Origin of the sequence: Nonomuraea mangrovi (assembly GCF_042681425.1) — a bacterium.
GTDB lineage: Bacteria > Actinomycetota > Actinomycetes > Streptosporangiales > Streptosporangiaceae > Nonomuraea > Nonomuraea mangrovi.
Window position 1 is genome coordinate 158,352 of record NZ_JBHUFV010000098.1, and the last position, 23,814, is coordinate 182,165.

The window sequence follows — 23,814 nt, forward strand, 5'->3', positions numbered from 1 at the left end:
CAACAGTGATGATGCAAGTTCAGTCGTAATGCGAACGATCGTGTAGTGTCTCGCGCATGGGCAAGCCACTGCGGTCCGACGCGGAGCGCACCGTCATGACGATCCTCGAAGCGGCTGAGCGGGTCCTGTCGAGGAACCCGGCGGCGAGCATGGAGCAGATCGCGGAGGCGGCGGGTGTGGCGCGGACGACCGTCCACCGGCGCTTCTCGTCCAGGGACGCGCTGGTCGAGGCCATGGCCGCGTGGGCGGCGCGGCGGTTCGCCGAGGCCGTCGCCGCGGCCAACCCCGACGGCACGCCACCGCTGGTCGCCCTCTATCAGGTGACCGCCAACGTGCTGCGCGTGAAGATCGACTGGGGCTTCGCGATGAGCCGCGCCCAGGACGGCGACCCCGAGGTCGCCCGCATCCACGCCGAGGTCGCCGCGACCTGTGCGAGGCTGCTGTCCAGGGCCGCGGCGACGGGGCTGATCAGGCCGGAGGTCGACCTCGAGTGGGCCAGGCGCGTCTACTACGCGCTGATCCACGAGTCGGCCGCCGAGCCCGGAGGCGATCCCGACGCGATGGCCACCCGCCTGGTCGACACCCTGTTGCGCGGGATCGGTACCGACCGTGGCCTCTAGGGCTCGAACACGGGGAAGCCGCGCTCCGACCACAGCGCCCGCGAGGCCGCCTCGGGGTCGCCGACGTCGGACGGTTCCACGTCGAACAGGTGTGTCGTCGCCGCCACCGGCTCGTAGGCGGGCCAGCCGGGCTCGCCCGTCCTGGCGAAACGTGTCCACGCCGTCCTGAACTGCAGGGACAGCGCCTCGGCCTCGGGCGCACCCCTGATGAGCCACCCGGCCGGCATGCCGTCGAGGGACCCGAACGTCAGGGGCACGACCAGCGCGTGGCAGGCGCCCAGCTCGGTCGGCGACCAGGTCAGCGGAGTGCGTAGAGTGTCCGGGCATGACGATCACACCCGCGCCTCACACCACCAGGGCCGGTCGGCTCGCCTTCGTCGTCAACGTCGAGGTCTTCCTGGAGCGGGAGGGCCGCTGGCTGCTCATCAGGCGGGGCGAGAAGGAGTCCCACGCGCCCGGTGTGCTCGCCGGGGTCGGCGGCAAGGTCGAGATCGACGTCCAGACCCGCGGCGCCGGGCTCGACGTGCTGGAGGAGACCGCGCGCAGGGAGGTGGCCGAGGAGATCGGCGTCGATGTGGACGGTGCCGGGCTGACCTACGTCGAGAGCGCGTTCTTCGTGACGGACGACGGCGACCCGGTGATCAACGTGGCGTTCACCGGCCCCATGCCGGACGAAGCCAGGCCCTCGGCCGCCTCCCCCGACGAGGTCGCGGGACTGGTCTGGACGACGGCCGCCGAGGCCGAGGCCGATCCCGCCTGCCCTCCGTGGATCACACGGATCCTGCGGCGCATGGCGCCGAGCTGAGCCGCCTCCGGCGGGAGCGCTCCTGCACGCGGGGCCGGCGATGGCCTGGTACCGGCCCCGCGCGACGGGCGGGGCGGCCTGGTACGTTCGGCTACCGGAACGATCTTCAGGGCGGTTCCTGCCCGCAGGCCGTGCCCCGCATCGCGAGACTCTCCCGAGGAGCATGTCATGACGCATCCCGCGCTCGCCGGCGGGCCCATCTACCTGGACTACAACGCCACCACCCCGGTCGACCCCGAGGCGCTGGAGGCGGCGCTGCCGTACCTGACGACGCATTTCGGCAACCCCTCCAGCGGCCACCGCTACGCCGCCGCGCCCCGCGAGGCCCTCGACCGCGCCCGCGGGCAGCTGGCGCGACTGCTCGGCGCCGCCGCCGAGGAGATCGTCTTCACCGGCGGCGGGTCCGAGGCGGACACCCTGGCCATCCGGGGCGCGGCCCTCGGCTCCCGAGCGCGGCACGTCATCACGCTGGCCACCGAACACCCGGCCGTGCTGCGCTCCTTCGACAGCCTGCGGGCGGACGGCTTCGCCGTCACGCTGCTGCCGGTGGACGGGCACGGCAGGCTCGACCCTGACGACCTGCGGGCCGCCGTCCGCGAACAGCCGACCGCGCTGGTGTCGATCGCCTACGGCAACAGCGAGACCGGCACCCTGCAGCCGATCGCCGAGCTGGCCGCCGTCGCCCACGCCGGCGGGGCGCTGTTCCACACCGACGCCGCGCAGGCCGTCGGGAAGGTCGCCATCGACGTGGCCGCGCTGGGAGTGGACCTGCTGACCGTGGTCGGCCACAAGATGTACGCGCCCAAGGGGGTCGGCGCCCTCTACGTCCGTTCCGGTACCGCGCTCCGCCCGGTCATCCACGGCGGCGGGCAGGAGGGCGGAGTGCGGCCCGGCACGGAGAACGTGGCCTTCATCGCCGCCCTGGGACAGGCAGCCGAGATCGCGGGTCGTGAGCTGCCCGGCAGCGCCGAACGGCTGGCCGCTCTGCGCGACCTGCTGCGGGCCGAACTGGAGGCCGCGCTGCCCGGACGGGTCCGGCTCAACGGTCATCCGAGCGAGCGCCTGCCCGGCACCCTCAACGTGAGCATCGACGGCACCGGCGGCCGGGTGCTGCTGGCCGCCGTCCCCGAGATCGCCGCCGCCACCGGCTCGGCCTGCCACGAAGGGGTCGACGCCCCCTCGCCTGTGCTGCTGGCCATGGGGCTGCCCGCGGAGCGGGCGCTCGCGGCGCTGCGCCTGTCACTGGGCCGTTGGAGCAGCGAGCACGAGGTACGGCAGGCCGCCCGGCTGATCGCCCAGGCGGCAGCCGTCCGAGCGTGACGCGCTCGTTCGGGACGCGCTCGTTCGGGACGCGCTCGTTCGGGACGCGCTCGATCAGGACGCGCTCTTTTCGGGGGGGCGAAAATCGTTGGCATGGTCGTCGCGGCCGGTGACAGACTCCGCGCATGACCGTGGCCCGCGTTGATCTTCTCGTCCGGCAGCTCGATATCGCATGGACGCTGTTCGAATACCACCTCAAGGACATCGATGATGCGCTCTGCCTGTGGCAACCGGCGCCGAACTGCTGGACGGTCCGCCCTGACGGTCCGGGCCGATGGGTGGCCGACTGGGAGGTGCCGGAACCGGACCCCGTGCCGGCCGTGTCGATCGGCTGGGTGATGTGGCACATCGGTTTCTGGTGGACCACCACGCTCGGGCACTGCTTCGGTGACGGAGCGCCCCCGCGCGAGGAGATCACCTGGCCTGGCGGTGCCGAGGCCGCGGCCGGGTGGTTGCGCGGGTTGAAGGACGACTGGCAGGCGCACCTCCTGCGGCTCACCGATGCCGACCTCGACTCCGCGGACAGGACCGCGGGCCTGTGGGGGCAGGACCAGACGCTGGCACACGTGGCGGGCTGGCTCAACGTCGAACTGACCAAGAACGTCTCCGAGATCGGCCTGCTGCGCATCCTCCACGGCGCGAGGGGGAAGGGCTGAGATCGGACGTTGGCCACGATGTCGCCCTGCGGCGTACGCGGCGTCACCCGCGCGGCTAGGGTGCTCGCCATGACTCGCACCGACGGCGACGACTCGGCCAGGCAGGCGGCCGCTCACGCCCTTCAGCTCTTCTGGGAGAACGTCAACGAGTACGGCGTGCCGATGGACGAGCTCATCGAGGAGGAGGCGGAGATCCGCGGGCAGTACGAGCGCATCCTGCGGGTCGCGCCAGGCGATGTGGCCGGCGCCACGGGACTGACCCTCCTGGCGCTGGGGAAGCTGCGCGCCCACATCGGCGACGAGCTCGACGAGGAGCACCAGGAGGACTACGGCAGCCCCTTCGCCGGGCTGAGGAGCGACGAGGCGGGCCACGCGCTGGCCGGCGCGGTGGTGCGCGATGCCAGGCGAGCGCTGGACCTCGACCCGGCGAACGCGCTGGCGGCCTTCGCGCTGGGATACGCGCTGGAATGGGCGGGCGACACCGGCGCCGCGCTCACCGCGTACCGGGACGCGCTCCGGATCGACCCCTACGACAGCGCCGCCCTGGCCAGGCTGTCGGCGCTGGAAGGCGGCGAGCGCGCCCACCCTGAGGCCCGGCTCCCGCTCCACCACTCCAGCGGCTTCTACACGCTCGAGATGACGCACCTCGTCGGCCACAGCGGGAGCACCAACGGGTGGGCGTGGCTGCTGACGGACCTGACCGAGGTGAAGGAGCTCGCCGAGGAGCACCTGCAGGCGTGGGAACGGGAGCGCGGCGCCAGCCTGGAGGAGCAGTTCTGGCTGTCGGTCTACCGCCCGGCCCACCCTGCCCAGCACGTCGATCTCCGTGAGGCGATCCGCGGCGCGCGGACCATCGACTGGTCGCTCACGCCCATCCCGGCGCTGACCGGGCCGCCGCTGCCCGCCGGCCAGCCGATCCGCCTCAACGGTGAGGTGCTCTTCTACGGCGAGACCGCGTTCACCGACCTTCCCATGGACGACGACTGGTGAGGGCGGAGCGCAGGCGCCGCATGGCCGGCCGGGTCAAGGAACACCGAGCAGCCGCAGCCCTGCGGTGACCCCCGCGGCGGCCAGGACGATCACCAGGAACGGGACCCTGCGCCAGGCGAGCACCCCCGCGACCGCCACCCCGGCCACTCTGGCGACGCCCGCGAGGCCGTGGCCCTCGGTCAGCGTGGTGGTGGCCACCAGGGCCGCCAGCAGGACGACGGCGGCCGACTCCATCAGCCTCTCGACCCTGGGCGGGAAGCTGACGCGGTCGCGCAGCAGCGGACCCGCCAGCCGGAGCGCGAACGTGCCGCCGGCCAGCACCAGGGCCGCGGCGACCAGCACGACTGGGTTGTTCATCGGTGGGCCTCCCGTCGGACGGCGCCGGCCGCCAGCCCGGCCAGCGAGAGCAGCACAGGCAGGCCGGCGGGCAGAAAGGGCGTGGTGGCCAGGGCGATCGCGGCCCCGACCAGGGCCGCGTGACGCTTGTCCCTGTCGCGGAAGGCGGGCAGGACCAGCGCGAGCAGGACGGCGGGGAACATCGCGTCGAGTCCCAGCACGCCGGTGTCATCGATGACGGTTCCCGCCAGGCCGCCGGCCAGGGCGCCGAGCGGCCAGCAGATCAGGATGCCGACACCGCAGGCCCAGTAGGCGGCGCGTTGCCTGGCGCGTCCTTCCTGAGCGATGGCGAAGACGACGGTCTCGTCGTTCATCAGGTGAGTGCCGAGCAGCCGCCGCCACCCCTGCCCGAGCACGTCGGGCAGGGCCAGCCCGAACGGCAGGTGGCGCGCGTTGACCGCCAGCCCCGCCAGCACCGCCGCGATGGGGCTGCCGCCCGCGACGATGATCCCGATGAACATGAACTCCGAGGACGCCGCCAGGACGAGCACGCTGAGGAGCACCGGCAGCCATAGCGGGAACCCCGACGCGACCGCGGTCGCGCCGTATGACAGGCCGACGACACCGACGGCCAGGCTGACCAGCGCGATGTCCCGCAGCCGACCGCCGTCGAGTGTTCGCAGAATCGAACGCATGAAGTGCAGAATGAACGCTCATGTCCGTGTTCGTCAAATCGAACGGATGGGTGTTACGGTGAACACATGGAGCGGGAAGTCCCCATGAAGTCCATCGCCGCGGCTCTGCGGCGGGAGCGCGGCGCGGCAGGCCTGTCCCTCACCGAGGTGGCCCGGCGCGCCGGAATCGCCAAGTCGACGCTCTCCCAGCTGGAGTCCGGCCAGGGCAACCCCAGCATCGAGACCCTGTGGGCGCTGTCGACGGCGTTGAACGTGCCGTTCTCCCAGCTCATCGACCCGCCCAGGCCGCGCGTGCAGGTGATCAGGTCCGACGAGGGCGTGGCGGTCGCCTCGGCGCAGGCCGACTACCAGGCCGTGCTGCTGGCCGCCGCCCCGCCGGGCGCACGGCGCGACATCTACCGCATCGACGCCGAGCCGGGCAAGGCGCGCGCCTCCGACCCACACATGCCGGGGGTGACCGAGCACGTCCTGCTGGCGACGGGGCGGGCGCTGGTGGGCATCGCCGACGAGCCGGTGGAACTGCGTCCCGGCGACTACATCTCCTACCCGGGGGACCTGCCGCACGTCTTCGAGGCGCTTGAACCGTCGACCAGGGCGGTCCTCGTCTCCGAACACACCTGACCTACCCGCGGCCCCGGTGGCCCCGGTGGCCCCGGTGGCCCCGCGGCCCGCCGACGGGCGTGGCTACGGGCCGCGGAGGGCGGCGGCCGGGACGATCCCGCTCACCGTGGTACCGCCTCCCGGCGTGCCGTTGACGGCGCAGCGCCCTCCCACCGCGGCCAGGTGCGCGCTCATCGCGACGACGCCCCGGCCGCTCGCCCGGCCGAGGAAGCCCCTGCCATGGTCGCTGATGGTCAGGCGCAGCCCGCTCGCGCCCACGGTCACGGCGACGGAGACGACCGACGCGCCGCTGTGCTTCTCGACGTTCGACAGCGCTTCGGCCAGGCAGGCCAGGACCGCGTCCGTGACCCGCTGGGGCACCCGCCCGGCTGGAAGCGCCCACGTCTCGACGCTGATGCCCGTACGCCGCGACCACTCGTCCAGATGGCGGCCGAGCTCCTCCGCGAGGCCCGTGCCGCCCCGCTGCATGATGGTCTGGAGGTATCTGCGTATGTCCATGGATGTCCTGGAGTCAGGCTGATCATCCCGGTGATCGCCGGTCGAACCGAGTTTCGGTCTGGAACAACACCGTATGGGCACCCGACCATAACTTGCCAAGACGTGGCAAGTCCCCTTCTCGCCGGAACCGGTCCCGGCGGACAATGAGGAGGTGAGCAGGCGTGTCCGCGCCACGGTGCTGGTCGAGGGCATCGTGCAGGGGGTCGGATTCCGGCCCTTCGTGTACGGCCTCGCCACCGGGCTCGGCCTCGACGGGCTGGTCGGCAACGACGAGCGCGGCGTGTTCATCGAGGTCGAAGGCGCCCACGCCAGCGTCGAGGAGTTCCTGGCGACTCTCAGGCGGCGCCCGCCCCCGCTGGCGCTGGTCGAGCGGATCAGCTCGGGGCTGATACCCGCCACGGGCGAGGCCGGATTCGTCATCGCGGACAGCGCCACGGGAGGGCGGCGGCGCGCGCTCGTCTCCCCTGACGTGGCCACCTGCGCCGACTGCCTGCGGGAGATGGACGACCCGGCCGATCGGCGCCACGGCTACGCCTTCACCAACTGCACCAACTGCGGTCCCCGGTTCACGATCGTCGGCGGCGTGCCGTACGACAGGCCGAACACCACGATGGCCGCCTTCGCCATGTGCGCGGACTGCGCCCGCGAATACCACGATCCGGCCGACCGGCGCTTCCACGCCCAGCCGGTGTGCTGTCCCGCCTGCGGGCCCCGGCTGCGGCTGCTCGACCGGGCAGGACAGGAGCTGCCCGGCGATCCCCTGGAGGAAACGGCGCGGCTGCTGCGCCACGGCGGCGTCCTGGCGATCAAGGGGCTCGGCGGCTACCACCTGGCCGCCGTCGCCTCCTGCGCGCCCGCCGTCGCCGCGCTGCGCGAACGCAAGCACAGGGAGGACAAGCCGTTCGCCGTCATGGTGGCCGACCTGGACGCGGCCCGCAGGCTGTGCGGCGTGGACGCGGCCGAGGAGCGCCTGCTCACCTCACGGGCCCGGCCGATCGTGCTGCTGCGCAGGCGCCCCGACGCCGACGTCGCGCCGCTAGTGGCGCCGGGCAGCCGGTGGCTCGGGCTGATGCTGCCCTACACCCCGCTGCACCACCTCCTGCTCCGCGGGGTCGGTACACCGATCGTGCTGACCAGCGGCAACGTCTCCGATGAGCCGATCGTGTACGCCGACCAGGACGCCCGCCCCCGCCTGGGGGGCATCGCCGAAGCCTTCCTCACCCACGACCGGCCCATCCACATGCGGACCGACGACTCCGTCCTGCGCGTCTTCCGCGGCGAGGACCTGCCGATCCGGCGCTCCAGAGGCTACGTCCCCCACCCGCTGACCCTGGCCTGGCCCTTCCCCCGGACCGTCCTCGGCTGCGGCGCCGAGCTGAAGCACACCTTCTGTCTCGCACGGGACGCCCACGCCTTCGTCTCCCACCACATCGGCGACCTGGAGAACTACGAGACGCTGCGCTCCTTCACCGAGGGGGTCGACCACTTCAGGCGGCTGTTCGACCTCGCCCCGGAGGTGGTCGCGCACGACCTGCACCCTGAGTACCTGTCCACCAAGCACGCGCTCGCCCAGGAGGGCGTCGACCTGGTCGGGGTGCAGCACCATCACGCGCACATCGCCTCCTGCCTGGCCGACAACGGCGTCGCGGGGCCGGTGATCGGCGTGGCGTTCGACGGTCTCGGCTACGGCGAGGACGACACGCTGTGGGGCGGGGAGTTCCTGGTGGCGGACCTGGCAGGCTTCCGCAGAGCGGGCCTTCTCGCGACGGTGCCGATGCCCGGCGGCGTGACGGCGATCAAGCAGCCATGGCGGATGGCCGCGGCCCACCTCGACGCGGCCTACGAGGGTGACCCGCCCGCCGGCCTCGATGTCGTACGGCGCAACGCCGAGCGCTGGCAGGCCGTCGTCGCGCTCGCCCGCCGGGGTGTCAGCGCCCCCCTCACCTCCAGCATGGGAAGGCTGTTCGACGCGGTCGCCACGATCGTCGGCGCTCGCGACGCGATCACCTACGAGGGGCAGGCCGCGATCGAGCTGGAGCAGCTGGCCGACCCGGAGGAACGCGGCGCCTACGGGTGCCGGCTGGCGGGGGAGGAACCGTTCGTCGTGCCCGGCGCCGAACTGGTCCGCGCGGTCGTCGAGGACCTGCGATCGGGCGTGGACCGGGCGGTGATCGCCGCCCGGTTCCACAACGCGATCGCGCACGCCGTCGCCGACGGGTGCGCCCGCCTCAGGCAGGCGCACGGGCTCGGCACGGTGGCGCTGTCGGGCGGGGTGTTCCAGAACCTCCTGCTGCTCGGCAGGGCCACGGACCTGCTGGAGCAGCGCGGATTCCGCGTCCTGACGCACCACCGGGTGCCGCCGAACGACGGCGGGATCAGCCTGGGCCAGGCGGCCGTCGCCGCGGCCCGTGACAGGCTCCGCTGAAACCCGGCTCGGCTGAAACCCTGCTCGGCTGAAACCCTGCTCCGCTGAACCGGCTCTGCCGGGATCGCGCTGAGACTGTCCGGCGCCCGTGTCACGCCGAGGCCGAGATCGGCAGGTCAGCCGCCCTGATCGCCCGAAGGCATGGTCGGGCTCTCGCCCTGGGCATCCTGCGGCCCGACACCGGTGGAGTCCTCGGCGGTCGACGTGCCGTAAGGCCGCCCCGACTCGCCCTTGACGCCCACGGTCTCCCTCCCGGCTTCCTGCTCCTCCTTGGCGATCTCCTCGGCCCTCCTGGACGCGCCGCTCTCGCCCACGCCGAGCGGAGAGCGAGCCTCGGTGTCGGTGGAGGATACGCCCGAGCGCTCCTCCTCGGACGGCTCCCGCCCGGGCCCCGGCGCGCCGGCCGCCTCCGGGTGGAAGGCCCGGTTGCCCGCTTGGACGGCCTCCTCGCTCCCATGTCCGACGGCGGGAGAGAAGCCGTGCCAGCCCTCCGGGCCGCTGGGTTTGGTCATGGTCATCACCTTCGTCATCAGATTCAGCAGATGCGGGGAAGCGGGTCGCCGACCAGCAGGTCGACGATGCGGGTGCCGCCGAAGGCGGTCTTCAGCAGCACGAGTCCTGGAGGGTCGTCCTTGACGTGGCCGATCAGCGCGGCACCCTCACCCAGCGGATGCGCGCGCAGGGCGGCGAGGGCGCCGTCGGCCGCCGCGCCGGCCACGACCACGACCATCCGGCCCTCGCAGGCGACGTAGAGCGGGTCGATGCCGAGGAGCTCGCAGGCGCCCCGTACGGCAGGCCGTACCGGGATGGCGTCCTCGTCGACGACCACGGCCACGCCGGAGGCGCGCGCGATCTCGTTGAGGATCGTCGCGACCCCGCCCCGGGTGGCGTCCCGCATGCAGCGCACCCCGTCCGCGCCCGGCGGGCAGGCGCCGAGCAGCGCGGAGATCAGCCCGTTCAGCGGGGCGGTGTCGGACGTCAGGTCGGCCTCGATGTCCAGCTCGCCTCTGGCGAGCATGATGGTGACGCCGTGCTCGCCGATCGGTCCCGACACCAGGACCGCGTCACCTGGACGCGCGGCCGCGACTCCGAGGCTGATCGGCCGGTCGAGCAGTCCGACGCCCGCCGTGTTGACGTAGCAGCCGTCGGCCTTGCCCCTCTGCACGACCTTGGTGTCGCCCGTGACGATCTGCACGCCCGCCGCGGCCGCCGCGGCCGCCATAGAGGCGGTGATGCGCCTGAGATCCTCGACGGGGAAGCCCTCCTCGAGGACGAACCCCGCCGACAGGTACAGCGGGCGGGCCCCGCACACCGACAGGTCGTTGACGGTGCCGTTGACGGCGAGGTCGCCGATGTCGCCCCCGGGGAAGAACAGCGGGGACACGACGTAGGAGTCGGTGGTGAAGGCGAGCCGGGTCGTGCCGATCTCCAGAACCGCCCCGTCCTCGAGCGGTTCGAGCAGCGGGTTGCGGAAGGACTCCAGGAAGACGGCCTCCACCAGGGTCTGCGTCGCCTTGCCTCCCGAGCCGTGGGCCATGGTGATGTGCTCCTCCTTCACCCTGGCCTTGCGGTGGCGCGCCCTGTCGATCCGTTCGAGCACCTGCTCCTCGCGGCTGGGCCCCTCGGCCTCGGCCGCGTGCTCGCGCACGGCCGCCTCGGCCCAGTCGGCGGTCCCGCCGATGCTGGTGCCCCCGAGATCCGTCCCGCCGAGTCCCGTCCTGTCGGTGCCCGTCCCCTCGATGCCGGTCACCTGGTCGCCTCCCTCACCCGCTCACGGGAGAACCGGCCGAAGTTGTAGTAGGCCGCGCAGGCACCCTCGGAGGAGACCATGCAGGTGCCGATCGGCGTCTCGGGCGTGCAGGCCGTGCCGAACACCTTGCACTCCCACGGCTTGAGCACACCCTTCAGCACCTCGCCGCACTGGCAGGCCTTTGGGTCTGCCACCCGGCCGCCAGGGATCTCGAAGATCTGCTCGGCGTCGAAGGCGGCGTACTTCTCCCGCATCCGCAGCGCGGAGTGCGAGATGAAGCCCAGGCCGCGCCACTCGAAGTAGGGCCGCAGCTCCATCACCTCGCTGATGACCCTGAGCGCCTTGACGTTGCCCGCCCACGGCACGACGCGCGCGTACTGGTTCTCCACCTCCGAACGCCCTTCGGCGAGCTGCACCAGGAGCATGTAGATCGACTGGAGGATGTCGAGCGGCTCGAATCCCGCCACGACGAGCGGTTTGCCGTAGTCACGCGCGATGAACTCGTACGGCCGGCAGCCGATGATGGTCGACACGTGGCCGGGCCCGACGAACCCGTCCAGCCGCAGGTCGGGAGAGTCAAGGATCGCCTTGATGGCGGGGATGACGGTGACGTGGTTGCAGAAGATCGAGAAGTTGCCGATGCCCTCGGCCGCCGCGCGCAGCACGGTCATCGCGGTGGACGGCGCCGTGGTCTCGAACCCGATGGCCATGAAGACCACGTGCCGGTCCGGGTTCTGCCTGGCCACCTTGAGGGCGTCCAGCGGCGAGTAGACCATGCGGATCGCCGCGCCCTGGGCCATGGAGTCGAAGAACGAGCCGCGCCCGCCTGGGACCCGCATCATGTCGCCGAAGGAGGTCATGATGACGTCGGGCTGCTCGGCGATGTGGATGGCGTCGTCGACCCGCCCCATCGGGATCACGCAGACCGGGCAGCCGGGGCCGTGCACCAGCGTGATGGTCTCGGGCAGGTAGTCCTCGAGGCCGTGCTTGTAGATGGTGTGGGTGTGACCGCCGCACACCTCCATGAACTTGTACTCCCTGCCCGGCTCGCACAGGCTCGCGATCTTCGCGGAGAGCGCGCGGGCCTTCTCTGCGTCTCGGTACTCGTCGACGAAGCGCATCGCGCCTCACCCCCGGTCGATCGATGATTCGCGGAGTGCCGCCAGCTCGTCGTCGTAGGCCTGGCCGATGCCCTCCAGGAAGTCCAGCGCGGCTCTGGCCTCCTCCTCGTCGATCTTCGACAGGGCGAAGCCGACATGGATGAGGATCCAGTCGCCGGGCTGGAGCCGTTCGTTCTCCAGCAGGCCGATGTTGATCGCCCGCCGTACGCCGCTGACGTCGACCTTCGCGAGGTCAGCGTGGTCGGGCAGGATCTCCACGATCTCGCCGGGGATTCCCAGGCACATGATGTCCCTCCGCCATCTGGATGGATTCGAGGACCAGCGTGTCGCCCCCCTGCAGGTCGACGTCTGCGCCGCCGCAGCCGCCGCACACCGCGAGCGCGTCGGCCGTGTCCTCCTGGCGCCCGCAGGTCCTGCAGGTGAGCCGGATGGGCACCACGACCAGGTCGATCGAGGCCCCGTCGGCGACCGTTCCCTGCGCGACCACGGAGAATGCCTGGTCGAGCGCGGGCCCGGTGATGCGGAGCAACGCTCCGGCGCGGACTTTGACGTGTGCCACCCGCCGTCCCACGGCACGGCGTTCGACCGCGTCGAGCACCGAGGCGGCGATGCCGAACTCATGCACCGCTCACATCTCCCGGATCTCGAGGTAGCGCTTGATGTCCGGCAGGGACTGCCACACCAGGACGCCTATCCCGGCCACCGTCATTGCGATCAGCACGCGTTTGAACATCGTGGACCCCTCCTTGTCGTTCCGGTACGGCCAGGTCGCGCACCAGGTCGCGAACCAGCTCGGCGGCATGGGGGACGGCCCGTGCCACCGCCTCGCTGAGCTCCATGCCCGGCGAGGTGTCGGCGGGCCGGCAGCCGACGAGCAGGATCCGGCCGGTGGTGACGCCGAACGCGCGGAGCAGGCCGAAGATCGCGTCCGGGGTCATGCCGTGGGCGTCGGTGAGCGCCCCCCTCGCGAGCACGTCGTCCACGGGCCCTGCCTCGTCGAGCGCAGGCTCGAGGACCGTCAACGTCCCCGGAGGCTCGTCCATGGGCACCGCGTCGATCAGGATCACCTCGTCGTAGCCGGTCAACAGCTCGTAGGCCAGGTGGATGCCGCGGATCCCGAAGTCGGCCACGACCACCCCCTCAGGCAGGCCCGCTTCCGACAGCAGCCGCCTGGCGACCTCGACGCCGAAGCCGTCGTCGCCGAGGAAGACGTTGCCGACACCCGCGACCAGGACCGTGCGGCTCATCCGTCCTCCTTCCCGCCCGAGAGCGGCTCGACCTCGTCGGGGGAGAAGTAGAGGAAGCGGCCCTGCTCGCGCTGCAGGTCGGCCCCCGGATCGTCGTCCAGCGTCACGGCCAGGTGGCGGACGCCGTCCACGTCGAGGAACACCGCCTCGACCGTCGCCCTCCGCCCGGCGAGGAACATGTCGTGGGCGTCGGCCCGCCGTGCGTGCGAAGTGCCGCGGCCGGGCAGCAGGCGCACCCCGCTGCCTCTGGCCAGCGTCACCCCGCCGACGACGACGCTGTCGGTCTCGGGGGACACCGCCCTGTCGGCTCCCGGATCCCACCACGGGAGGTTCTCGCGCTCGGCCGGGCGCAGGCAGTGGACGGCGCCGTGGAGCTGTTCGAGCACCTCGGGCGGCAGGTCGCCCACCCTGTCGATGATCTCGGCGGCCCGCGGGTCGGTCGCCCTGGCCTCGCGCTTCTCCGCCTCGGTGAGGGTGAGCGTGCGCAGGCTGAGCAGCTCGTCGATCTCGGTCGAGTCGAACAGCTCGCCCGGACTCTCCTGCGCGATCGACGGGTAGTCGTACAGGATGATCGGCGCGGACAGCATGACGTCGCGCCGTCCCTCCTGCCCGGCCAGCACCGGCCAGGTGCGCAGGTTCCTGCACGAGCGCGCCGCCTCCGCCGCCCACGCGGGCGGGTCGAGCAGCGACACGAACGCTCCTCCCTCGACCGCGAGCAGCGTGTGCGCGGCGATGAGGGAGCTGCGCAGCGCCTCGTCGCGCGAAGCCTCCGCATCGGCCCACTCCGTCGTGTTCTCCACCCGCACACGCAGCTTCACCAGCCCGTACGGCCCGTCGATCCGCTCGGCCCGCACCGCCAGCCTCGCGTCGACGCGCCGGTCCTCGCGCACGATGCGGCCGCTCGGCCCGCCGCCGGGTGCGGCGGGCAGCGGCTCCACCGTGCGCGTGGTGTCGTGCCCCACCTCGTAGATCCGCTCGGCGGCCAGCAGCTCCGCCAGCGACACCACCGTGTCGCGCTCCCGCTCGACCGCCTCGTCGAAGGTCAGATACGTCTCGCCGGCGACCTCGAGCGCGGGGACGGGACGGTAACCCGAACCCTCGGCACGTTCGACGGTCCTCACCCGGACCTGCAGGAACCGCAGGCCGATCCGCAGGACAGCGTCCTCGCGGGCCTCGAGCAGGCACTCGGTCTGGCAGGCGGGGTGCTCGGCCGTCGCGGTGTAGGCGGGCGGCACCAGGACCCCGAACTGCCAGCGCGCCTGGTTCTTGGTGGCCGAGGCCCGGTACGGATAGAGCAGGTAGCCCTCGTAGAGCACCGCGTCGGCGACCTTGCGGGCGATCTCCATCGACGTGCTCATGGCGCCGCCTCCCTCGCCCTGGCCAGGAGCGCCTCGATGGTGTCGTCCCACGTGGCGAGCGCCTGGGCGGACTTGAACCGGTGAAGGCCGCGCAGCGTGTCCGTGCGCAGCCGCAGCCACCCCTCTCCGGGGAAGTAGCGGTCCATCAGCTCCCGCCAGACCGACACGGGCAGCCGATGGGCGCTCTCGCGGTCCCACGGCACCTGCTCGACGGAGAAACCGGCGGGCGTCCTGACGAACACCGTGCCGCTGAAGAGCAGCAGGAGCGGGATCTCGCCGTCGTCGAGGGCGGCGAAGTACTTGCCCGCCGCCACCTCCAGGTCGTAGGTGACCGGCACCGGCAGGTCGATCTGCGTCGCCCCCGTGAATCCGGGAACCATGGTGGAGACGATCGCGAACTGCAGGGGCTTGAGCGTCTCCCCCCAGCGGGAGGGCGCGCCGAACAGGTCGGCGAGCAGCTCGGACTCGGCGCCGGAGTAGCGGCGGCGGTGCGGCTCGATGCGGATCTGGCAGCGCAGCGCGATGGCGTGCACGGACCCTCCACCCGTCTCGGTGATCCGCAGAGGGAAGCGCAGCGTCGGCGCCGCCGCGTACCGGTCGGCGGTGGCGTCGAGGCAGGTGAAGCCGAGGTCAACCATGACCGGCTCGCACCTCGCGGCTGCGCGCCCGCAGCTCCTCGAAGAAGGCGTCGATGGCCTGCCAGACCTCCTGGCCGCCGTCGAAGCCCTTCCATCTGCTCCTGACCAGCCCGACCAGCTCGTAGCACGCGTCGATCGGCACCAGGTGGCACACGAAGCCGCCCGGCCGCCGGTCGACGAGCAGCGCCTCGACGTCGGGCGCCGCGTCGGCGAGCCCCGGATTGGCCGCCATGACCCTGTCCCAGGTCGGCAACGGCAGCTCCGACTCGGTGGCCCCCGCGGGGCTCGGGTAGAAGGCGACCGTACGGCCCAGCGCGGAGTTGTGGAAGAAGAACGCCATGCGCACCGGGATCTGCAGCTCGTCCCACTCGGCCGCCGACAGCATGAAGTCCGGCGCGTACAGGTAGCGGTCGGGCACCGCGAGGAACCTGCCCTGGGCGGCGCCCGGCACCGTGAACAGCAGGTAGCAGCTCCTGCACGCGCACAGCAGGGCGCGGCTCTCGACGTTCACCACGTGCCCGTGACGGGCGTCGATCGGTTCGGCGCACATCTCGCACCGCTCGCCCGCGACGGGAGCGGGGGAGGGGCGGGGCTCGCGGAAGCGGCGCAGTCCCGTGCTCATGGCGCCGCCGCCGTCTCCGGAACAGGGCACGGACCCGGAGGCCGGCGGGTCCCGATCTGGTACAGCGGCGTGTCGGGCTCGGCCACGCCGTCCACCTCGACCCCTGCCACCTCCGGCGCGGCCCTGGCGATCGCCTGCTCGATCGCCGTCGTCACCGTGACGCGCGAGGAGGGGCAACCGTGACAGGTGCCCGCCAGGCGCAGCCGCACGACGCCCGTCTCCTCGACGCCCACGAGCTCCACGTCTCCCGCGTGGCTGCCGAGATAGGGCCTGACGCTCTCCAGCGCCGCGAGCACGCGCTCCTCGGTGCTCAGCGGGTGCAGGTCGTGCACGACCAGCAGGCCGGCGACGAGCTCGTCGTCGGCGAGCCTGCGCAGCGTCTCGGCCTGCCCGGCGTCCGTGACGATCTCCATGATGCGCTCGAGCGCCGCGCCGTACAGCTCGACCAGCACGCGCACGAGCTCCTCGGCCTTGTCGCGCGTCACCTGGTCGCTGAGCGCGCTCAGCTCGGCGAGCAGGCTCTCCACGCGCTCGCCTGCCGCCCTGGCGTCGATGGTCTCAGGCATCGCCTCGACCCCGTCAGGACCCGCCGAAGGCGTGCGGGGTGTGCAGCTTCTGCAGTTGCTTGCCGCCTCCGAGGTACATGTGGACCCCGCACGGCAGGCACGGGTCGAAGCTGCGGACCGTCCGCATGATGTCGATGCCCTTGAAGTTCTCTCGCGTGTTCTCCTCGAAGATCGGCGTGTTCTGCACGGCGTCCTCGTAGGGTCCCGGCGTGCCGTACGAGTCGCGCACGCTCGCGTTCCAGGGCGTCGGCGGATACGGGTGGTAGTTGGCGATCTTCCCGTCCCTGATCACCATGTGGTGGGACAGGACGCCGCGCACCGCCTCGGTGAAGCCGCAGCTGATCGCCTCCTCGGGCACCGTGAACGGCGACCACGTCTGGGTGTGGCCCGCGCGTACCTCGGCCAGTGCCCGCTCGACGAAGTACAGCGCGCACGCGGCGGCGTACGCCTGGAAGTACGTCCTGGCCCTGTTGCGTTCGAGAGTGTTGGAGTACAGCTGGCCGCCACGCTCCGGGATCTTCCACTCGAACGTCCGCTCCGGCATGGTGGCCGTGCGGGGCAGGTTGATGAGCACGCTGTGCCCCGTCGCCTTGACGTAACCGATGTCGACGAGACCGGACAGCGCGGTCGACCACAGCCGGGCGAGGGGCCCGCCGCCGGTGTCGAGCGCGAGCAAGTCCTTGCCGTCGAACCAGCGGGGCGACATGACCCAGCTGTACTGGTCGGTGAAGTCGCGCTTGCGCGGATGCGGGATCGTGTGCTGGTTCCACGGGTGCCGCATGTCGACCGGGTTGCCCAGCGGGTCGTGCGTGACGAACGGCTCCTGGTCCTCCCAGTCGTCGTAGTAGGAGCTGCCCAGCAGGATCCTGATCCCGAGGTTGATGTCGACGAGGTCGTTGGTGACGACCTTGCCGTCCACGATCACGCCCGGCGTCACGAACATCCGCCGGCCCCAGTCGCTCATGTTCTGGTAGGTGAAGTCGCAGTACTCCGGGTCGTTGAGGCTGCCCCAGCAGCCGAGCAGCACCCGCCGCCTGCCGACCTGCTCGTAGCCGGGGATGGCGTCGTAGAAGAAGTCGAAGAGGTCGTCGTGCATGGGGACCACGCGCTTCATGAACTCCACGTAGCGCATGAGCCTGGTCAGGTAGTCGGTGAACAGCTGCACCGTGGCCACGGTGCCGACCCCGCCGGGGTAGAGCGTGGACGGGTGCACGTGCCTGCCCTCCATCAGGCAGAACATCTCCCGCGTGGAACGGCTCACCTGCAGCGCCTCGCGGTAGAACTCGCCCTCCAGCGGGTTCAGCGAGCGCATGATGTCGGCGATGGTCTTGTAACCGTGCTCGCCCGCGTGCGGCGCCTGGGTGCGCTCGGCCTTCTGGAGGACTCCGGGGTTGGTCTCGCGGACCATCTTCTCGCAGTAGTCCACCCCGACCAGGTTCTCCTGGAAGATGTTGTGGTCGAACATGTACTCCGCGGACTCGCCCAGGTTGATGATCCACTCACCGAGGAACGGCGGCCGGACACCGTAGGCCATGTTCTGGTTGTAGACCGAGCACGTCGCGTGGTTGTCGCCGCAGATGCCGCAGATCCTGCTGGTGATGAAGTGCGCGTCCCTCGGGTCCTTGCCCTTCATGAAGATGCTGTAGCCGCGGAAGATCGACGAGGTGCTGTAGCACTCGGCGACCGACCTGTTCTTGAAGTCCACCTTGGCGTAGATGCCCAGGCTTCCCACGATCCTGGTGATCGGATCCCATGCCATCTCGACGAGTTCTTCGCCGGGCTGCTGTGGTGTGGTCGTCATGTCAGCCTCGCTGGTTACCAAGGGGCCTTGTAGCCCGTGAGCAGCTCGCGGCCCTTCCTGCGCCACTTGGGTTCCTTGTCGACGGTGCGCTCGGTGATGTGGCGCAGGGTGCGGATGACCGCGCCGTACGCGCTGCTGGCCGTCGAGGAGAGCTTCGCGCCCGGCGGCTCGTCCATGAAGGGCATGAACTTGTCCGGGAACCCCGGCATCGTGCAGGCGATGCAGATGCCGCCCACGTTGGGGCAGCCGCCGATGCCGTTGATCCAGCCGCGCTTGGGGACGTTGCACTTCACGACCGGTCCCCAGCAGCCCATCTTGACCAGGCACTTCGGCGAGCCGTACTCGGTGGCGAACTGGCCCTGCTCGTAGTAGCCGGCCCTGTCGCAGCCCTCGTGCACGGTCCTGCCGAACAGCCACGTGGGGCGCAGCGCCTCGTCGAGCGGGATCATCGGCGCCTGACCCGCGACCTGGTAGAGCAGGTACAGGATGGTCTCCGACAGGTTGTCGGGCTGGATCGGGCACCCGGGCACGTTGACGATCGGCAGTCCCGCCTTCGACTTCCAGTCCCAGCCCAGGTAGTCGGCGACGCCCATGGCGCCGGTCGGGTTGCCGGCCATCGCGTGGATGCCACCGTACGTGGCGCAGGTGCCCACGGCGAGGATCGCGGTCGCCTTGGGCGCGAGCCGGTCCAGCCACTCGCTGGTGGTCATGGGCTGCCCGGTCTCGGGGTTGTTGCCGAACCCGCACCAGTAGCCCTCCTGCTTGATCGACTCGTTGGGGATCGACCCCTCGACGACCAGCACGAACGGGTCCAGCTCGCCGCGGTCTGCCCGGTAGAACCACTCGATGAAGACGTCCGCGCCCTGCATCGGACCGCACTCGAAGTCGATCAGCGGCCAGTGCACGGCGATCTTGGGCAGGCCCGGCAGCGCCCCGAGCGCGATCTCCTCGATGCTCGGTTGGGTGGCGGCGGTGAGCGCGACGGAGTCGCCGTCGCAGCTCAGCCCCGCGTTGATCCACAGAATATGGACGAGCGGCTCGTCCTGCGTCTGTGATGTGGTCTTCTGCGACTCCGTCGGCGCGCTCATGCGCCTCACCACCCTCGCGGGTCTGGGTCTGTTCAGCTGGAACGCGGCGGCGGTACCGTGCCCCGCCGCCCGAGCGCATCCTGGGTGAGCTCCCAGAGCGCGTGGTAGACCGTGGTCTGGGCCTCCTGGATGCGGTGCACCGAGGTCGACGGCACCACGAACAGGTGGTCGATCGTGCCCAGCTCGGCCATCTGGCCGCCGTCGTAGCCGGCCAGCCCGACGGTGATCATGCCTCGCCTGTCGGCCTCCTGGAAGCCGGCGATGAGGTTGCGGGAGTTGCCGCTGGTCGACAGCCCGAACGCGATGTCCCCCGCGCGGCCGGACGCGGCGAGCTGCCGGGAGAACACCACCTCGAATCCGATGTCGTTCGAGAGCGCCGTCACCACCGCGACGTCCGCGGTCAGGGCGAACGCGGGCAACGGCCTGGCCGTGCCGCCCGGGTTGAGGAACAGGGTGGCCACGTCCTGGGCGTCGGTGGAACTGCCCCCGTTGCCGAAGGCGAACAACCGCGCACCCCCTTCGAAGGCGGCCGCCATGGCCTGCGCGCAGGCGGCCATCCGCTCGCCGTCCCGCTCCAGCACGCTCTGCCGCAGGGCGACGATCTCGTTGGCTTTGTCGACCGTGGACTGCCGCACCGCGGTCATCACGGCCTCCAGGTCGGTGCCGCCGGAGTAGAGGAACGGGTACAGCGACTCCATCGGTTCCTCGGGCGCGCTCACGTCGTCACCTCCCCGGTCACCGCCTGTCCGAGCACGACCTGCCCGACGACGGCGATGGCCTCCTTGGCGTGGACCAGGACCGTGTCGCCCACCTGTGCCTCCACCAGGGCGACGCTCACCTCCTCGCGGCCCTGTCCGGTGTCCACCTCGGCCATGCCGTCCTCCAGCAGCCGGACCACCGTCACGGGCACGGCCTCGTCGGAGCAGGTGGCGCACACCTCCTCGTGGCAGGCGCTCTCGTAGGCGCTCATGCGACCACCCTGGGATCCAGCACGCCCGGCTGCTCGAAGAAGACGTGCACCAGCTCCCACAGGATGTGGTACGTCGTGACGTGCACTTCCTTGACGACACGGGGGTCGTTCGACCTGGCGACCATGACGTGGTCGACCGACGCGCTCCGCGCGATCTCCCCGCCGTCACCGCCGACCAGCGCCAGCGTCAGCAGGCCGAGCTCCTTCGCCGTCTCCAGCGCCCTGAGCACGTTCACGCAGTTCCCGTACGGCGAGACCCCCAGCGCCATGTCGTCGGGAACCGCCAGATGCCGCAACTGATGCGCGAAGACCTCGTCGAACCCCTCCGTCGCGGCGATGCCCGTGATCGCGGCCACGTCGCCGGTGAGCGAGAACGAGGGAAGCGCGCGCTTGCCCACGATCACCGGATGGACGAACTCGACCGCGATGTGCTGGGCGTCCGTGGCCGCCTCGCCGTTGCCGAAGACGATGAGCCTTCCGCCGCCGTGGAAACGCCTCGCCATGGCATGACAGGCGCGCGCCACGGTTTCGGCCTCTCCTGCGAGCCCGCGAGCGGGTTCCACCCGGCGTGCGAAGACCTCCGGAACGGAGGCCAGGACCGTCTGGCCCATAGCGGACCACTTCCCCCACGTTGAGCGCTTCTTGGTTCTCGTGCTGAAAGGTCCCCTGCTTACCGACCGTACGCCGAGGCGGGACGGCCGGAAGAAAACAGATGTTGGATATTTCGCAAAGTCCGGACCGCCGCCGCAGAAGGGCTCCTGAGCTGCGGGAACGCGCCGTTCTTTCGGCCGTCGAACGCCGTCCCCGCGCCGGGCCGCCACCCGGGCAGGCCGATCCCCCATGACCGGTCGTGCCCCTCGTGGACGCCCCGAGTGCCGCCGGTCAGACCGGCCGGCGGATGACGGCCAGCGGCACCGGCGAGTGGTGCAGCATCGCGTGGCTGACCGAGCCGAGCACCAGACCCTTCAGGCCACCGCGACCGCGCGAGCCGACCACCAGCAGGTCCGCACCGCGCGCGGCCTCACGTAGCGCGTCGACGGGGTGGCCCTGCACGATCTCCTTGATCACCGTCACGTCCGGGTACCGCTCGCTCCAGCCCGCCAGCGTCTCCTCCAGCTGGCGCACCTCGTTCCTCTCGTCCTCGAAGAAGTCGTCGGGCACCGCCTGGAATCCGCCGCCCGTCTCGTACCTGTTCCACACGTGGACGGCCCGCAGGGCGGCCCCGCGCAGCGCGGCCTCCGCGAAGGCGAACGTCAGCACGTGCGCGGTCCACGGCGAGGAGTCCAGGCCGACCGCGATCTCCCCGGAGGAGACGGCGGGAGTCTCCCGCACGACGACCACGTCGCACGGGGTGTGTCCCGCCACGCCGTAGGCGACCGAGCCGACCAGCAGGCCGCGCACGGCGCTCAGCCCGTGGTTGCCGACCACCAGCAGCTCGGCTCGCTCGCTGGCCCTGATCAGCGCCGCGCGCGGGTCGCCGGGGAGGATCTCCGCCTCCACCGTCAACCCCGGATGCTCGCGCAGGGCCCGGTCGACACCGGCCGCGAGCACGGTCTGCGCGCCCTCGCGCATCCAGCGGGCGACCCCCGCGTACCGGCCCTGCTCGGTCTCGACCGCCCAGCGATGGATGGCGTGCACCACCCGCAGCGGCACACGGCGCAGCGCGGCCTCGGCCGCGGCCCAGCCGACCGCCTCCAGACCGGCCCGTGAACCGTCGACCCCCACCACGATCATGATCACTCCTCCGCAGATGTCCCCATGAGAGCAGCAGGAGCCCGGACGGCGTAGGGCCGAAGGTCCCCTGCTCTCATCTTTCGCCGGCCGACGGGTACGGCCATGGATTGGGCAGGCAGCTCTCGAGGGACTTCGACTGCTGCACCATGACGGGCGCGGGCCTGCCCCTGCCGGGACAGCCGACGTGATGATGGCCGAGGCCGTGGCCGACCTCGTGGTTGATGACGTACTGGCGGTAGGCGGTCAGGTCGCCGCGGTACGACTCCACGCCCCTCGCCCAGCGCACGGCGTTGATGACCGACCTGCGGCCGTTCCAGCACGACAGCTCGCCGCCGGTGCGCAGCGGCAGGCACTGCGCGTCCGTGGTCAGCGGGCTGGTCAGGGCGACGCTCAGCCGTGTGGGACCGTGGTCGACCCGCCGGAACCTGCCCCAGCTGCGCGGATCGTTCAACGTCGCGTGCACGCTCGCCGCGAACTCCTGAGGGGAGAAGGGCAGGCCGCCTTCCACCTCCACCTGGTAGCGGACCGCCGCGCCGCGGCCCTTCCTCGGCGCGGCGCCGCCCGCGACCACCCGGTACCTGCCGCTGCCCCTGTCAGGCACCTTGACGGGCCGCTTCGCCTTGACCAGGCGGGGTGGCGAGGCGGCCTTCGGCGCGGGAGGGCGTGCTCCGGCCCGCGACACCTCGGCGGGCTCCGGCGTGGGAGGGGGCGGTTCGACCCGCGACACCGCGGCCGGCGCCCCGCACTCGGTGAGCAGGAAGAATACGACACCGAGCGCCACAGAGCGCACATCATCCCCCTCGAGTCACTGGGGGAGATCTGATCATAAACCGTATTGCGCCAGGTCGAGCGGAGGTTTGTCACCTGTCGCGAGCGTGGCGGCGAGCATCCCCGCATAGGGGCCCGCGGTCAGCCCGTAGGCGCTCAGCCCCGTCACGGCCACCACCCCGTCGGCGACCCTGGCGATCAGCGGCCTGCCGGAGGCCGTGACGGGACGCAGGCCGACCCGCGTCCCGGTCACCGTGGCGCAGGCCAGGCCTGGAGCCACGCCAAGCGCGCCAGACAGCACCTCGGCCATGCCCGCGACCGTGACCCGCGGGTCGAACCCGGCCTCCTCCACCGTCGCGCCCATCACCACCCGCCCTCCAGGAAAGCCCAGGAGGTAGGGGCCCCGCACGGGCAGCACGATCGGCCAGGCCGCGGTGTCGGCCCCCGGCACGGCGGCGTGGACGATCTGCCCGCGCCGGGGAAAGACCGGCACCTCGACCCCCAGCGGGCGGCACAGCTCGCCCGTCCACGCGCCCGCCGCCACGATCACCGCGTCGGCCGCCGGCTGGGCGACCGGTCCGCGTGCCGCCGGTTCCGTGGCGGGCGAGGCGACCACCACCGTGCCGTCGGGCGCGAGGCTCGCCGATCCGCGGAGGACGGCCGCGCCCCGCCGTACCGCCGCCGCCAGCAGGCCGTCGCGGACCGCGCGCCCGTCGACGCGCGCGGCACCCGGCACGAACAGCGCCTTCAGCGCTGGAGCCAGCGGCGGGAACAGCTCGGCGGGCCTGTCGACCTCGGTGACCTCGCCCATCTCGGGTGCCCCTGCCCGCCTGGCGGCCAGCAGCGCGCGCACCGGCTCCAACTCGGCCCGCTCCCCGGCCACCAGCAGCGCGCCCACCCTCGCGTGAGCGCCCCCCTCAAGGGGCAGCCCGCCGTAGTGCCGGGCGCCCTCACGAGCCAGCAGGTACCAGCCCTCGTCGTCCTCGTGGTCCACCCACGGGCACACGATGCCCGCGCCCGCCTGCGTCGCCGCCCCCGCTCGCTCCTCGTCGACCACGGTGACGGCGACGCCGCGCGTGCTCAGGTGGTACGCGGCGGCGGCGCCGACGATTCCGCTCCCGATCACGGTGATCCTCATCCCTCGATGATCTCAAAGAGGTTAGGTTGGCGAGGAGTGGGTCAGAA

At 71.7% G+C, this 23,814-nt stretch carries 29 protein-coding genes; 7 read left to right on the top strand and 22 right to left on the bottom strand.

Translation table 11 applies throughout. The features are described 5' to 3' along the window. The first annotated feature begins 56 nt into the window (after positions 1-56). A complete protein-coding gene (locus tag ACFSKW_RS51765) occupies positions 57-620 on the top strand; it encodes a TetR/AcrR family transcriptional regulator (RefSeq protein WP_379582739.1) in 564 nt (187 codons plus the stop codon). On the opposite strand, the gene ACFSKW_RS51770 is transcribed toward ACFSKW_RS51765, so the two are convergent. Further along, positions 617-877, bottom strand: coding sequence for a hypothetical protein (locus ACFSKW_RS51770; RefSeq protein WP_379582741.1), 261 nt, complete (start codon positions 875-877; stop codon positions 617-619). The two genes, ACFSKW_RS51765 and ACFSKW_RS51770, sit on opposite strands and share 4 nt — an antisense overlap. 68 nt (positions 878-945) lie before the next feature. Here ACFSKW_RS51770 and ACFSKW_RS51775 point away from each other — a divergent pair, with 68 nt between their 5' ends. The 4 genes from ACFSKW_RS51775 (at position 946) to ACFSKW_RS51790 (ending at position 4,391) form a co-directional block, all read left to right on the top strand. Continuing rightward, positions 946-1,425 carry an NUDIX hydrolase gene (locus ACFSKW_RS51775; RefSeq protein ID WP_379582742.1) on the top strand — a complete coding sequence of 160 codons (480 nt, stop codon included), beginning with the start codon at positions 946-948 and terminating at the stop codon, positions 1,423-1,425. Between the two features lie 168 nt (positions 1,426-1,593). Next, complete coding sequence (locus tag ACFSKW_RS51780; RefSeq protein WP_379582744.1) at positions 1,594-2,745, top strand: cysteine desulfurase family protein; 1,152 nt, start codon at positions 1,594-1,596, stop codon at positions 2,743-2,745. A 125-nt stretch (positions 2,746-2,870) separates the two neighbouring features. Beyond that, positions 2,871-3,401, top strand: a complete 531-nt coding sequence (locus ACFSKW_RS51785) for a DinB family protein (RefSeq protein ID WP_379582746.1) — start codon at positions 2,871-2,873, stop codon at positions 3,399-3,401. A gap of 69 nt (positions 3,402-3,470) precedes the next feature. After that, positions 3,471-4,391 (top strand): tetratricopeptide repeat protein, encoded by a 921-nt coding sequence (locus ACFSKW_RS51790; protein WP_379582748.1) that lies wholly within the window; start codon positions 3,471-3,473, stop codon positions 4,389-4,391. A 33-nt stretch (positions 4,392-4,424) separates the two neighbouring features. Here the strand turns inward: ACFSKW_RS51790 and ACFSKW_RS51795 are convergent, their stop codons facing one another. After that, positions 4,425-4,748 carry an AzlD domain-containing protein gene (locus ACFSKW_RS51795; RefSeq protein WP_379582750.1) on the bottom strand — a complete coding sequence of 108 codons (324 nt, stop codon included), beginning with the start codon at positions 4,746-4,748 and terminating at the stop codon, positions 4,425-4,427. Continuing rightward, positions 4,745-5,422, bottom strand: coding sequence for an AzlC family ABC transporter permease (locus ACFSKW_RS51800; RefSeq protein ID WP_379582752.1), 678 nt, complete (start codon positions 5,420-5,422; stop codon positions 4,745-4,747). Before ACFSKW_RS51800 ends, ACFSKW_RS51795 begins: the two co-directional genes overlap by 4 nt. 66 nt (positions 5,423-5,488) lie before the next feature. Here ACFSKW_RS51800 and ACFSKW_RS51805 point away from each other — a divergent pair, with 66 nt between their 5' ends. Beyond that, positions 5,489-6,043 carry a helix-turn-helix domain-containing protein gene (locus tag ACFSKW_RS51805; RefSeq protein ID WP_379582754.1) on the top strand — a complete coding sequence of 185 codons (555 nt, stop codon included), beginning with the start codon at positions 5,489-5,491 and terminating at the stop codon, positions 6,041-6,043. A gap of 63 nt (positions 6,044-6,106) precedes the next feature. Here ACFSKW_RS51805 and ACFSKW_RS51810 read toward each other — a convergent pair whose 3' ends face one another. Beyond that, positions 6,107-6,541 (bottom strand): sensor histidine kinase, encoded by a 435-nt coding sequence (locus ACFSKW_RS51810; protein ID WP_379582756.1) that lies wholly within the window; start codon positions 6,539-6,541, stop codon positions 6,107-6,109. A 151-nt stretch (positions 6,542-6,692) separates the two neighbouring features. On the opposite strand from ACFSKW_RS51810, the gene hypF reads away from it, so the two are divergent. Further along, entirely contained in the window at positions 6,693-8,966 is a 2,274-nt protein-coding gene (hypF, locus tag ACFSKW_RS51815; protein ID WP_379582758.1) for a carbamoyltransferase HypF, read from the top strand. 116 nt (positions 8,967-9,082) lie between these two features. On the opposite strand, the gene ACFSKW_RS51820 is transcribed toward hypF, so the two are convergent. The 18 genes from ACFSKW_RS51820 to ACFSKW_RS51910 form a co-directional block, all read right to left on the bottom strand. After that, positions 9,083-9,478: a hypothetical protein gene (locus tag ACFSKW_RS51820; RefSeq protein WP_379582760.1), complete on the bottom strand. Its 396-nt coding sequence runs from the start codon at positions 9,476-9,478 to the stop codon at positions 9,083-9,085. 23 nt (positions 9,479-9,501) lie between these two features. Beyond that, a complete protein-coding gene (gene hypE, locus ACFSKW_RS51825) occupies positions 9,502-10,716 on the bottom strand; it encodes a hydrogenase expression/formation protein HypE (protein WP_379582762.1) in 1,215 nt (404 codons plus the stop codon). Beyond that, on the bottom strand, positions 10,713-11,837 hold the full coding sequence (gene hypD, locus ACFSKW_RS51830) for a hydrogenase formation protein HypD (RefSeq protein ID WP_379582764.1): 1,125 nt from the start codon (positions 11,835-11,837) through the stop codon (positions 10,713-10,715). Before hypD ends, hypE begins: the two co-directional genes overlap by 4 nt. 6 nt (positions 11,838-11,843) lie before the next feature. Next, entirely contained in the window at positions 11,844-12,122 is a 279-nt protein-coding gene (locus ACFSKW_RS51835; RefSeq protein ID WP_379582766.1) for a HypC/HybG/HupF family hydrogenase formation chaperone, read from the bottom strand. Then, positions 12,070-12,462 carry a hydrogenase maturation nickel metallochaperone HypA/HybF gene (locus tag ACFSKW_RS51840; RefSeq protein WP_379582768.1) on the bottom strand — a complete coding sequence of 131 codons (393 nt, stop codon included), beginning with the start codon at positions 12,460-12,462 and terminating at the stop codon, positions 12,070-12,072. The genes ACFSKW_RS51835 and ACFSKW_RS51840 overlap by 53 nt, the downstream gene beginning before the upstream one ends. After that, positions 12,455-13,084 carry a hydrogenase maturation protease gene (locus ACFSKW_RS51850; RefSeq protein WP_435192457.1) on the bottom strand — a complete coding sequence of 210 codons (630 nt, stop codon included), beginning with the start codon at positions 13,082-13,084 and terminating at the stop codon, positions 12,455-12,457. The genes ACFSKW_RS51840 and ACFSKW_RS51850 overlap by 8 nt, the downstream gene beginning before the upstream one ends. Beyond that, positions 13,081-14,442, bottom strand: a complete 1,362-nt coding sequence (locus ACFSKW_RS51855) for a hypothetical protein (RefSeq protein WP_379582770.1) — start codon at positions 14,440-14,442, stop codon at positions 13,081-13,083. The genes ACFSKW_RS51850 and ACFSKW_RS51855 overlap by 4 nt, the downstream gene beginning before the upstream one ends. Next, positions 14,439-15,080, bottom strand: a complete 642-nt coding sequence (locus ACFSKW_RS51860; RefSeq protein WP_379582772.1) for a DUF6084 family protein — start codon at positions 15,078-15,080, stop codon at positions 14,439-14,441. The genes ACFSKW_RS51855 and ACFSKW_RS51860 overlap by 4 nt, the downstream gene beginning before the upstream one ends. Beyond that, positions 15,073-15,702 (bottom strand): DUF5947 family protein, encoded by a 630-nt coding sequence (locus ACFSKW_RS51865; protein ID WP_379582774.1) that lies wholly within the window; start codon positions 15,700-15,702, stop codon positions 15,073-15,075. The genes ACFSKW_RS51860 and ACFSKW_RS51865 overlap by 8 nt, the downstream gene beginning before the upstream one ends. Continuing rightward, positions 15,699-16,268 carry a NifU family protein gene (locus ACFSKW_RS51870; RefSeq protein ID WP_379582776.1) on the bottom strand — a complete coding sequence of 190 codons (570 nt, stop codon included), beginning with the start codon at positions 16,266-16,268 and terminating at the stop codon, positions 15,699-15,701. Before ACFSKW_RS51870 ends, ACFSKW_RS51865 begins: the two co-directional genes overlap by 4 nt. A gap of 13 nt (positions 16,269-16,281) precedes the next feature. Then, on the bottom strand, positions 16,282-18,069 hold the full coding sequence (locus ACFSKW_RS51875; protein WP_379582778.1) for a nickel-dependent hydrogenase large subunit: 1,788 nt from the start codon (positions 18,067-18,069) through the stop codon (positions 16,282-16,284). 14 nt (positions 18,070-18,083) lie between these two features. Then, complete coding sequence (locus ACFSKW_RS51880) at positions 18,084-19,157, bottom strand: NADH-quinone oxidoreductase subunit B family protein (protein ID WP_379582780.1); 1,074 nt, start codon at positions 19,155-19,157, stop codon at positions 18,084-18,086. Positions 19,158-19,189: 32 nt separating this feature from the next. After that, entirely contained in the window at positions 19,190-19,876 is a 687-nt protein-coding gene (locus tag ACFSKW_RS51885) for a D-sedoheptulose-7-phosphate isomerase (protein WP_379582781.1), read from the bottom strand. Beyond that, a complete protein-coding gene (locus tag ACFSKW_RS51890) occupies positions 19,873-20,127 on the bottom strand; it encodes a HypC/HybG/HupF family hydrogenase formation chaperone (protein WP_379582782.1) in 255 nt (84 codons plus the stop codon). Before ACFSKW_RS51890 ends, ACFSKW_RS51885 begins: the two co-directional genes overlap by 4 nt. After that, a complete protein-coding gene (locus ACFSKW_RS51895) occupies positions 20,124-20,738 on the bottom strand; it encodes a D-sedoheptulose-7-phosphate isomerase (protein ID WP_379582784.1) in 615 nt (204 codons plus the stop codon). Before ACFSKW_RS51895 ends, ACFSKW_RS51890 begins: the two co-directional genes overlap by 4 nt. A gap of 271 nt (positions 20,739-21,009) precedes the next feature. Beyond that, positions 21,010-21,861 carry a universal stress protein gene (locus ACFSKW_RS51900; protein ID WP_379582785.1) on the bottom strand — a complete coding sequence of 284 codons (852 nt, stop codon included), beginning with the start codon at positions 21,859-21,861 and terminating at the stop codon, positions 21,010-21,012. A 73-nt stretch (positions 21,862-21,934) separates the two neighbouring features. Next, positions 21,935-22,642 (bottom strand): DUF3152 domain-containing protein, encoded by a 708-nt coding sequence (locus ACFSKW_RS51905; protein WP_379582787.1) that lies wholly within the window; start codon positions 22,640-22,642, stop codon positions 21,935-21,937. A 42-nt stretch (positions 22,643-22,684) separates the two neighbouring features. After that, on the bottom strand, positions 22,685-23,767 hold the full coding sequence (locus tag ACFSKW_RS51910; protein ID WP_379582789.1) for an NAD(P)/FAD-dependent oxidoreductase: 1,083 nt from the start codon (positions 23,765-23,767) through the stop codon (positions 22,685-22,687). Positions 23,768-23,814 lie beyond the last annotated feature (47 nt).

Excerpts from the sequence above, each read along its gene's own strand:
- ACFSKW_RS51765 (WP_379582739.1), top strand. The coding sequence starts at position 57 with ATGGGCAAGCCACTGCGGTCCGACGCGGAGCGCACCGTCATGACGATC.
- ACFSKW_RS51775 (WP_379582742.1), top strand. The coding sequence starts at position 946 with ATGACGATCACACCCGCGCCTCACACCACCAGGGCCGGTCGGCTCGCC.
- ACFSKW_RS51780 (WP_379582744.1), top strand. The coding sequence starts at position 1,594 with ATGACGCATCCCGCGCTCGCCGGCGGGCCCATCTACCTGGACTACAAC.
- ACFSKW_RS51785 (WP_379582746.1), top strand. The coding sequence starts at position 2,871 with ATGACCGTGGCCCGCGTTGATCTTCTCGTCCGGCAGCTCGATATCGCA.
- ACFSKW_RS51790 (WP_379582748.1), top strand. The coding sequence starts at position 3,471 with ATGACTCGCACCGACGGCGACGACTCGGCCAGGCAGGCGGCCGCTCAC.
- ACFSKW_RS51795 (WP_379582750.1), bottom strand. The coding sequence starts at position 4,748 with ATGAACAACCCAGTCGTGCTGGTCGCCGCGGCCCTGGTGCTGGCCGGC.
- ACFSKW_RS51800 (WP_379582752.1), bottom strand. The coding sequence starts at position 5,422 with ATGCGTTCGATTCTGCGAACACTCGACGGCGGTCGGCTGCGGGACATC.
- ACFSKW_RS51805 (WP_379582754.1), top strand. The coding sequence starts at position 5,489 with ATGGAGCGGGAAGTCCCCATGAAGTCCATCGCCGCGGCTCTGCGGCGG.
- ACFSKW_RS51810 (WP_379582756.1), bottom strand. The coding sequence starts at position 6,541 with ATGGACATACGCAGATACCTCCAGACCATCATGCAGCGGGGCGGCACG.
- ACFSKW_RS51820 (WP_379582760.1), bottom strand. The coding sequence starts at position 9,478 with ATGACCAAACCCAGCGGCCCGGAGGGCTGGCACGGCTTCTCTCCCGCC.
- hypD (WP_379582764.1), bottom strand. The coding sequence starts at position 11,837 with ATGCGCTTCGTCGACGAGTACCGAGACGCAGAGAAGGCCCGCGCGCTC.
- ACFSKW_RS51835 (WP_379582766.1), bottom strand. The coding sequence starts at position 12,122 with ATGTGCCTGGGAATCCCCGGCGAGATCGTGGAGATCCTGCCCGACCAC.
- ACFSKW_RS51850 (WP_435192457.1), bottom strand. The coding sequence starts at position 13,084 with ATGAGCCGCACGGTCCTGGTCGCGGGTGTCGGCAACGTCTTCCTCGGC.
- ACFSKW_RS51855 (WP_379582770.1), bottom strand. The coding sequence starts at position 14,442 with ATGAGCACGTCGATGGAGATCGCCCGCAAGGTCGCCGACGCGGTGCTC.
- ACFSKW_RS51860 (WP_379582772.1), bottom strand. The coding sequence starts at position 15,080 with ATGGTTGACCTCGGCTTCACCTGCCTCGACGCCACCGCCGACCGGTAC.
- ACFSKW_RS51865 (WP_379582774.1), bottom strand. The coding sequence starts at position 15,702 with ATGAGCACGGGACTGCGCCGCTTCCGCGAGCCCCGCCCCTCCCCCGCT.
- ACFSKW_RS51870 (WP_379582776.1), bottom strand. The coding sequence starts at position 16,268 with ATGCCTGAGACCATCGACGCCAGGGCGGCAGGCGAGCGCGTGGAGAGC.
- ACFSKW_RS51875 (WP_379582778.1), bottom strand. The coding sequence starts at position 18,069 with ATGACGACCACACCACAGCAGCCCGGCGAAGAACTCGTCGAGATGGCA.
- ACFSKW_RS51880 (WP_379582780.1), bottom strand. The coding sequence starts at position 19,157 with ATGAGCGCGCCGACGGAGTCGCAGAAGACCACATCACAGACGCAGGAC.
- ACFSKW_RS51890 (WP_379582782.1), bottom strand. The coding sequence starts at position 20,127 with ATGAGCGCCTACGAGAGCGCCTGCCACGAGGAGGTGTGCGCCACCTGC.
- ACFSKW_RS51895 (WP_379582784.1), bottom strand. The coding sequence starts at position 20,738 with ATGGGCCAGACGGTCCTGGCCTCCGTTCCGGAGGTCTTCGCACGCCGG.
- ACFSKW_RS51900 (WP_379582785.1), bottom strand. The coding sequence starts at position 21,861 with ATGATCGTGGTGGGGGTCGACGGTTCACGGGCCGGTCTGGAGGCGGTC.
- ACFSKW_RS51910 (WP_379582789.1), bottom strand. The coding sequence starts at position 23,767 with ATGAGGATCACCGTGATCGGGAGCGGAATCGTCGGCGCCGCCGCCGCG.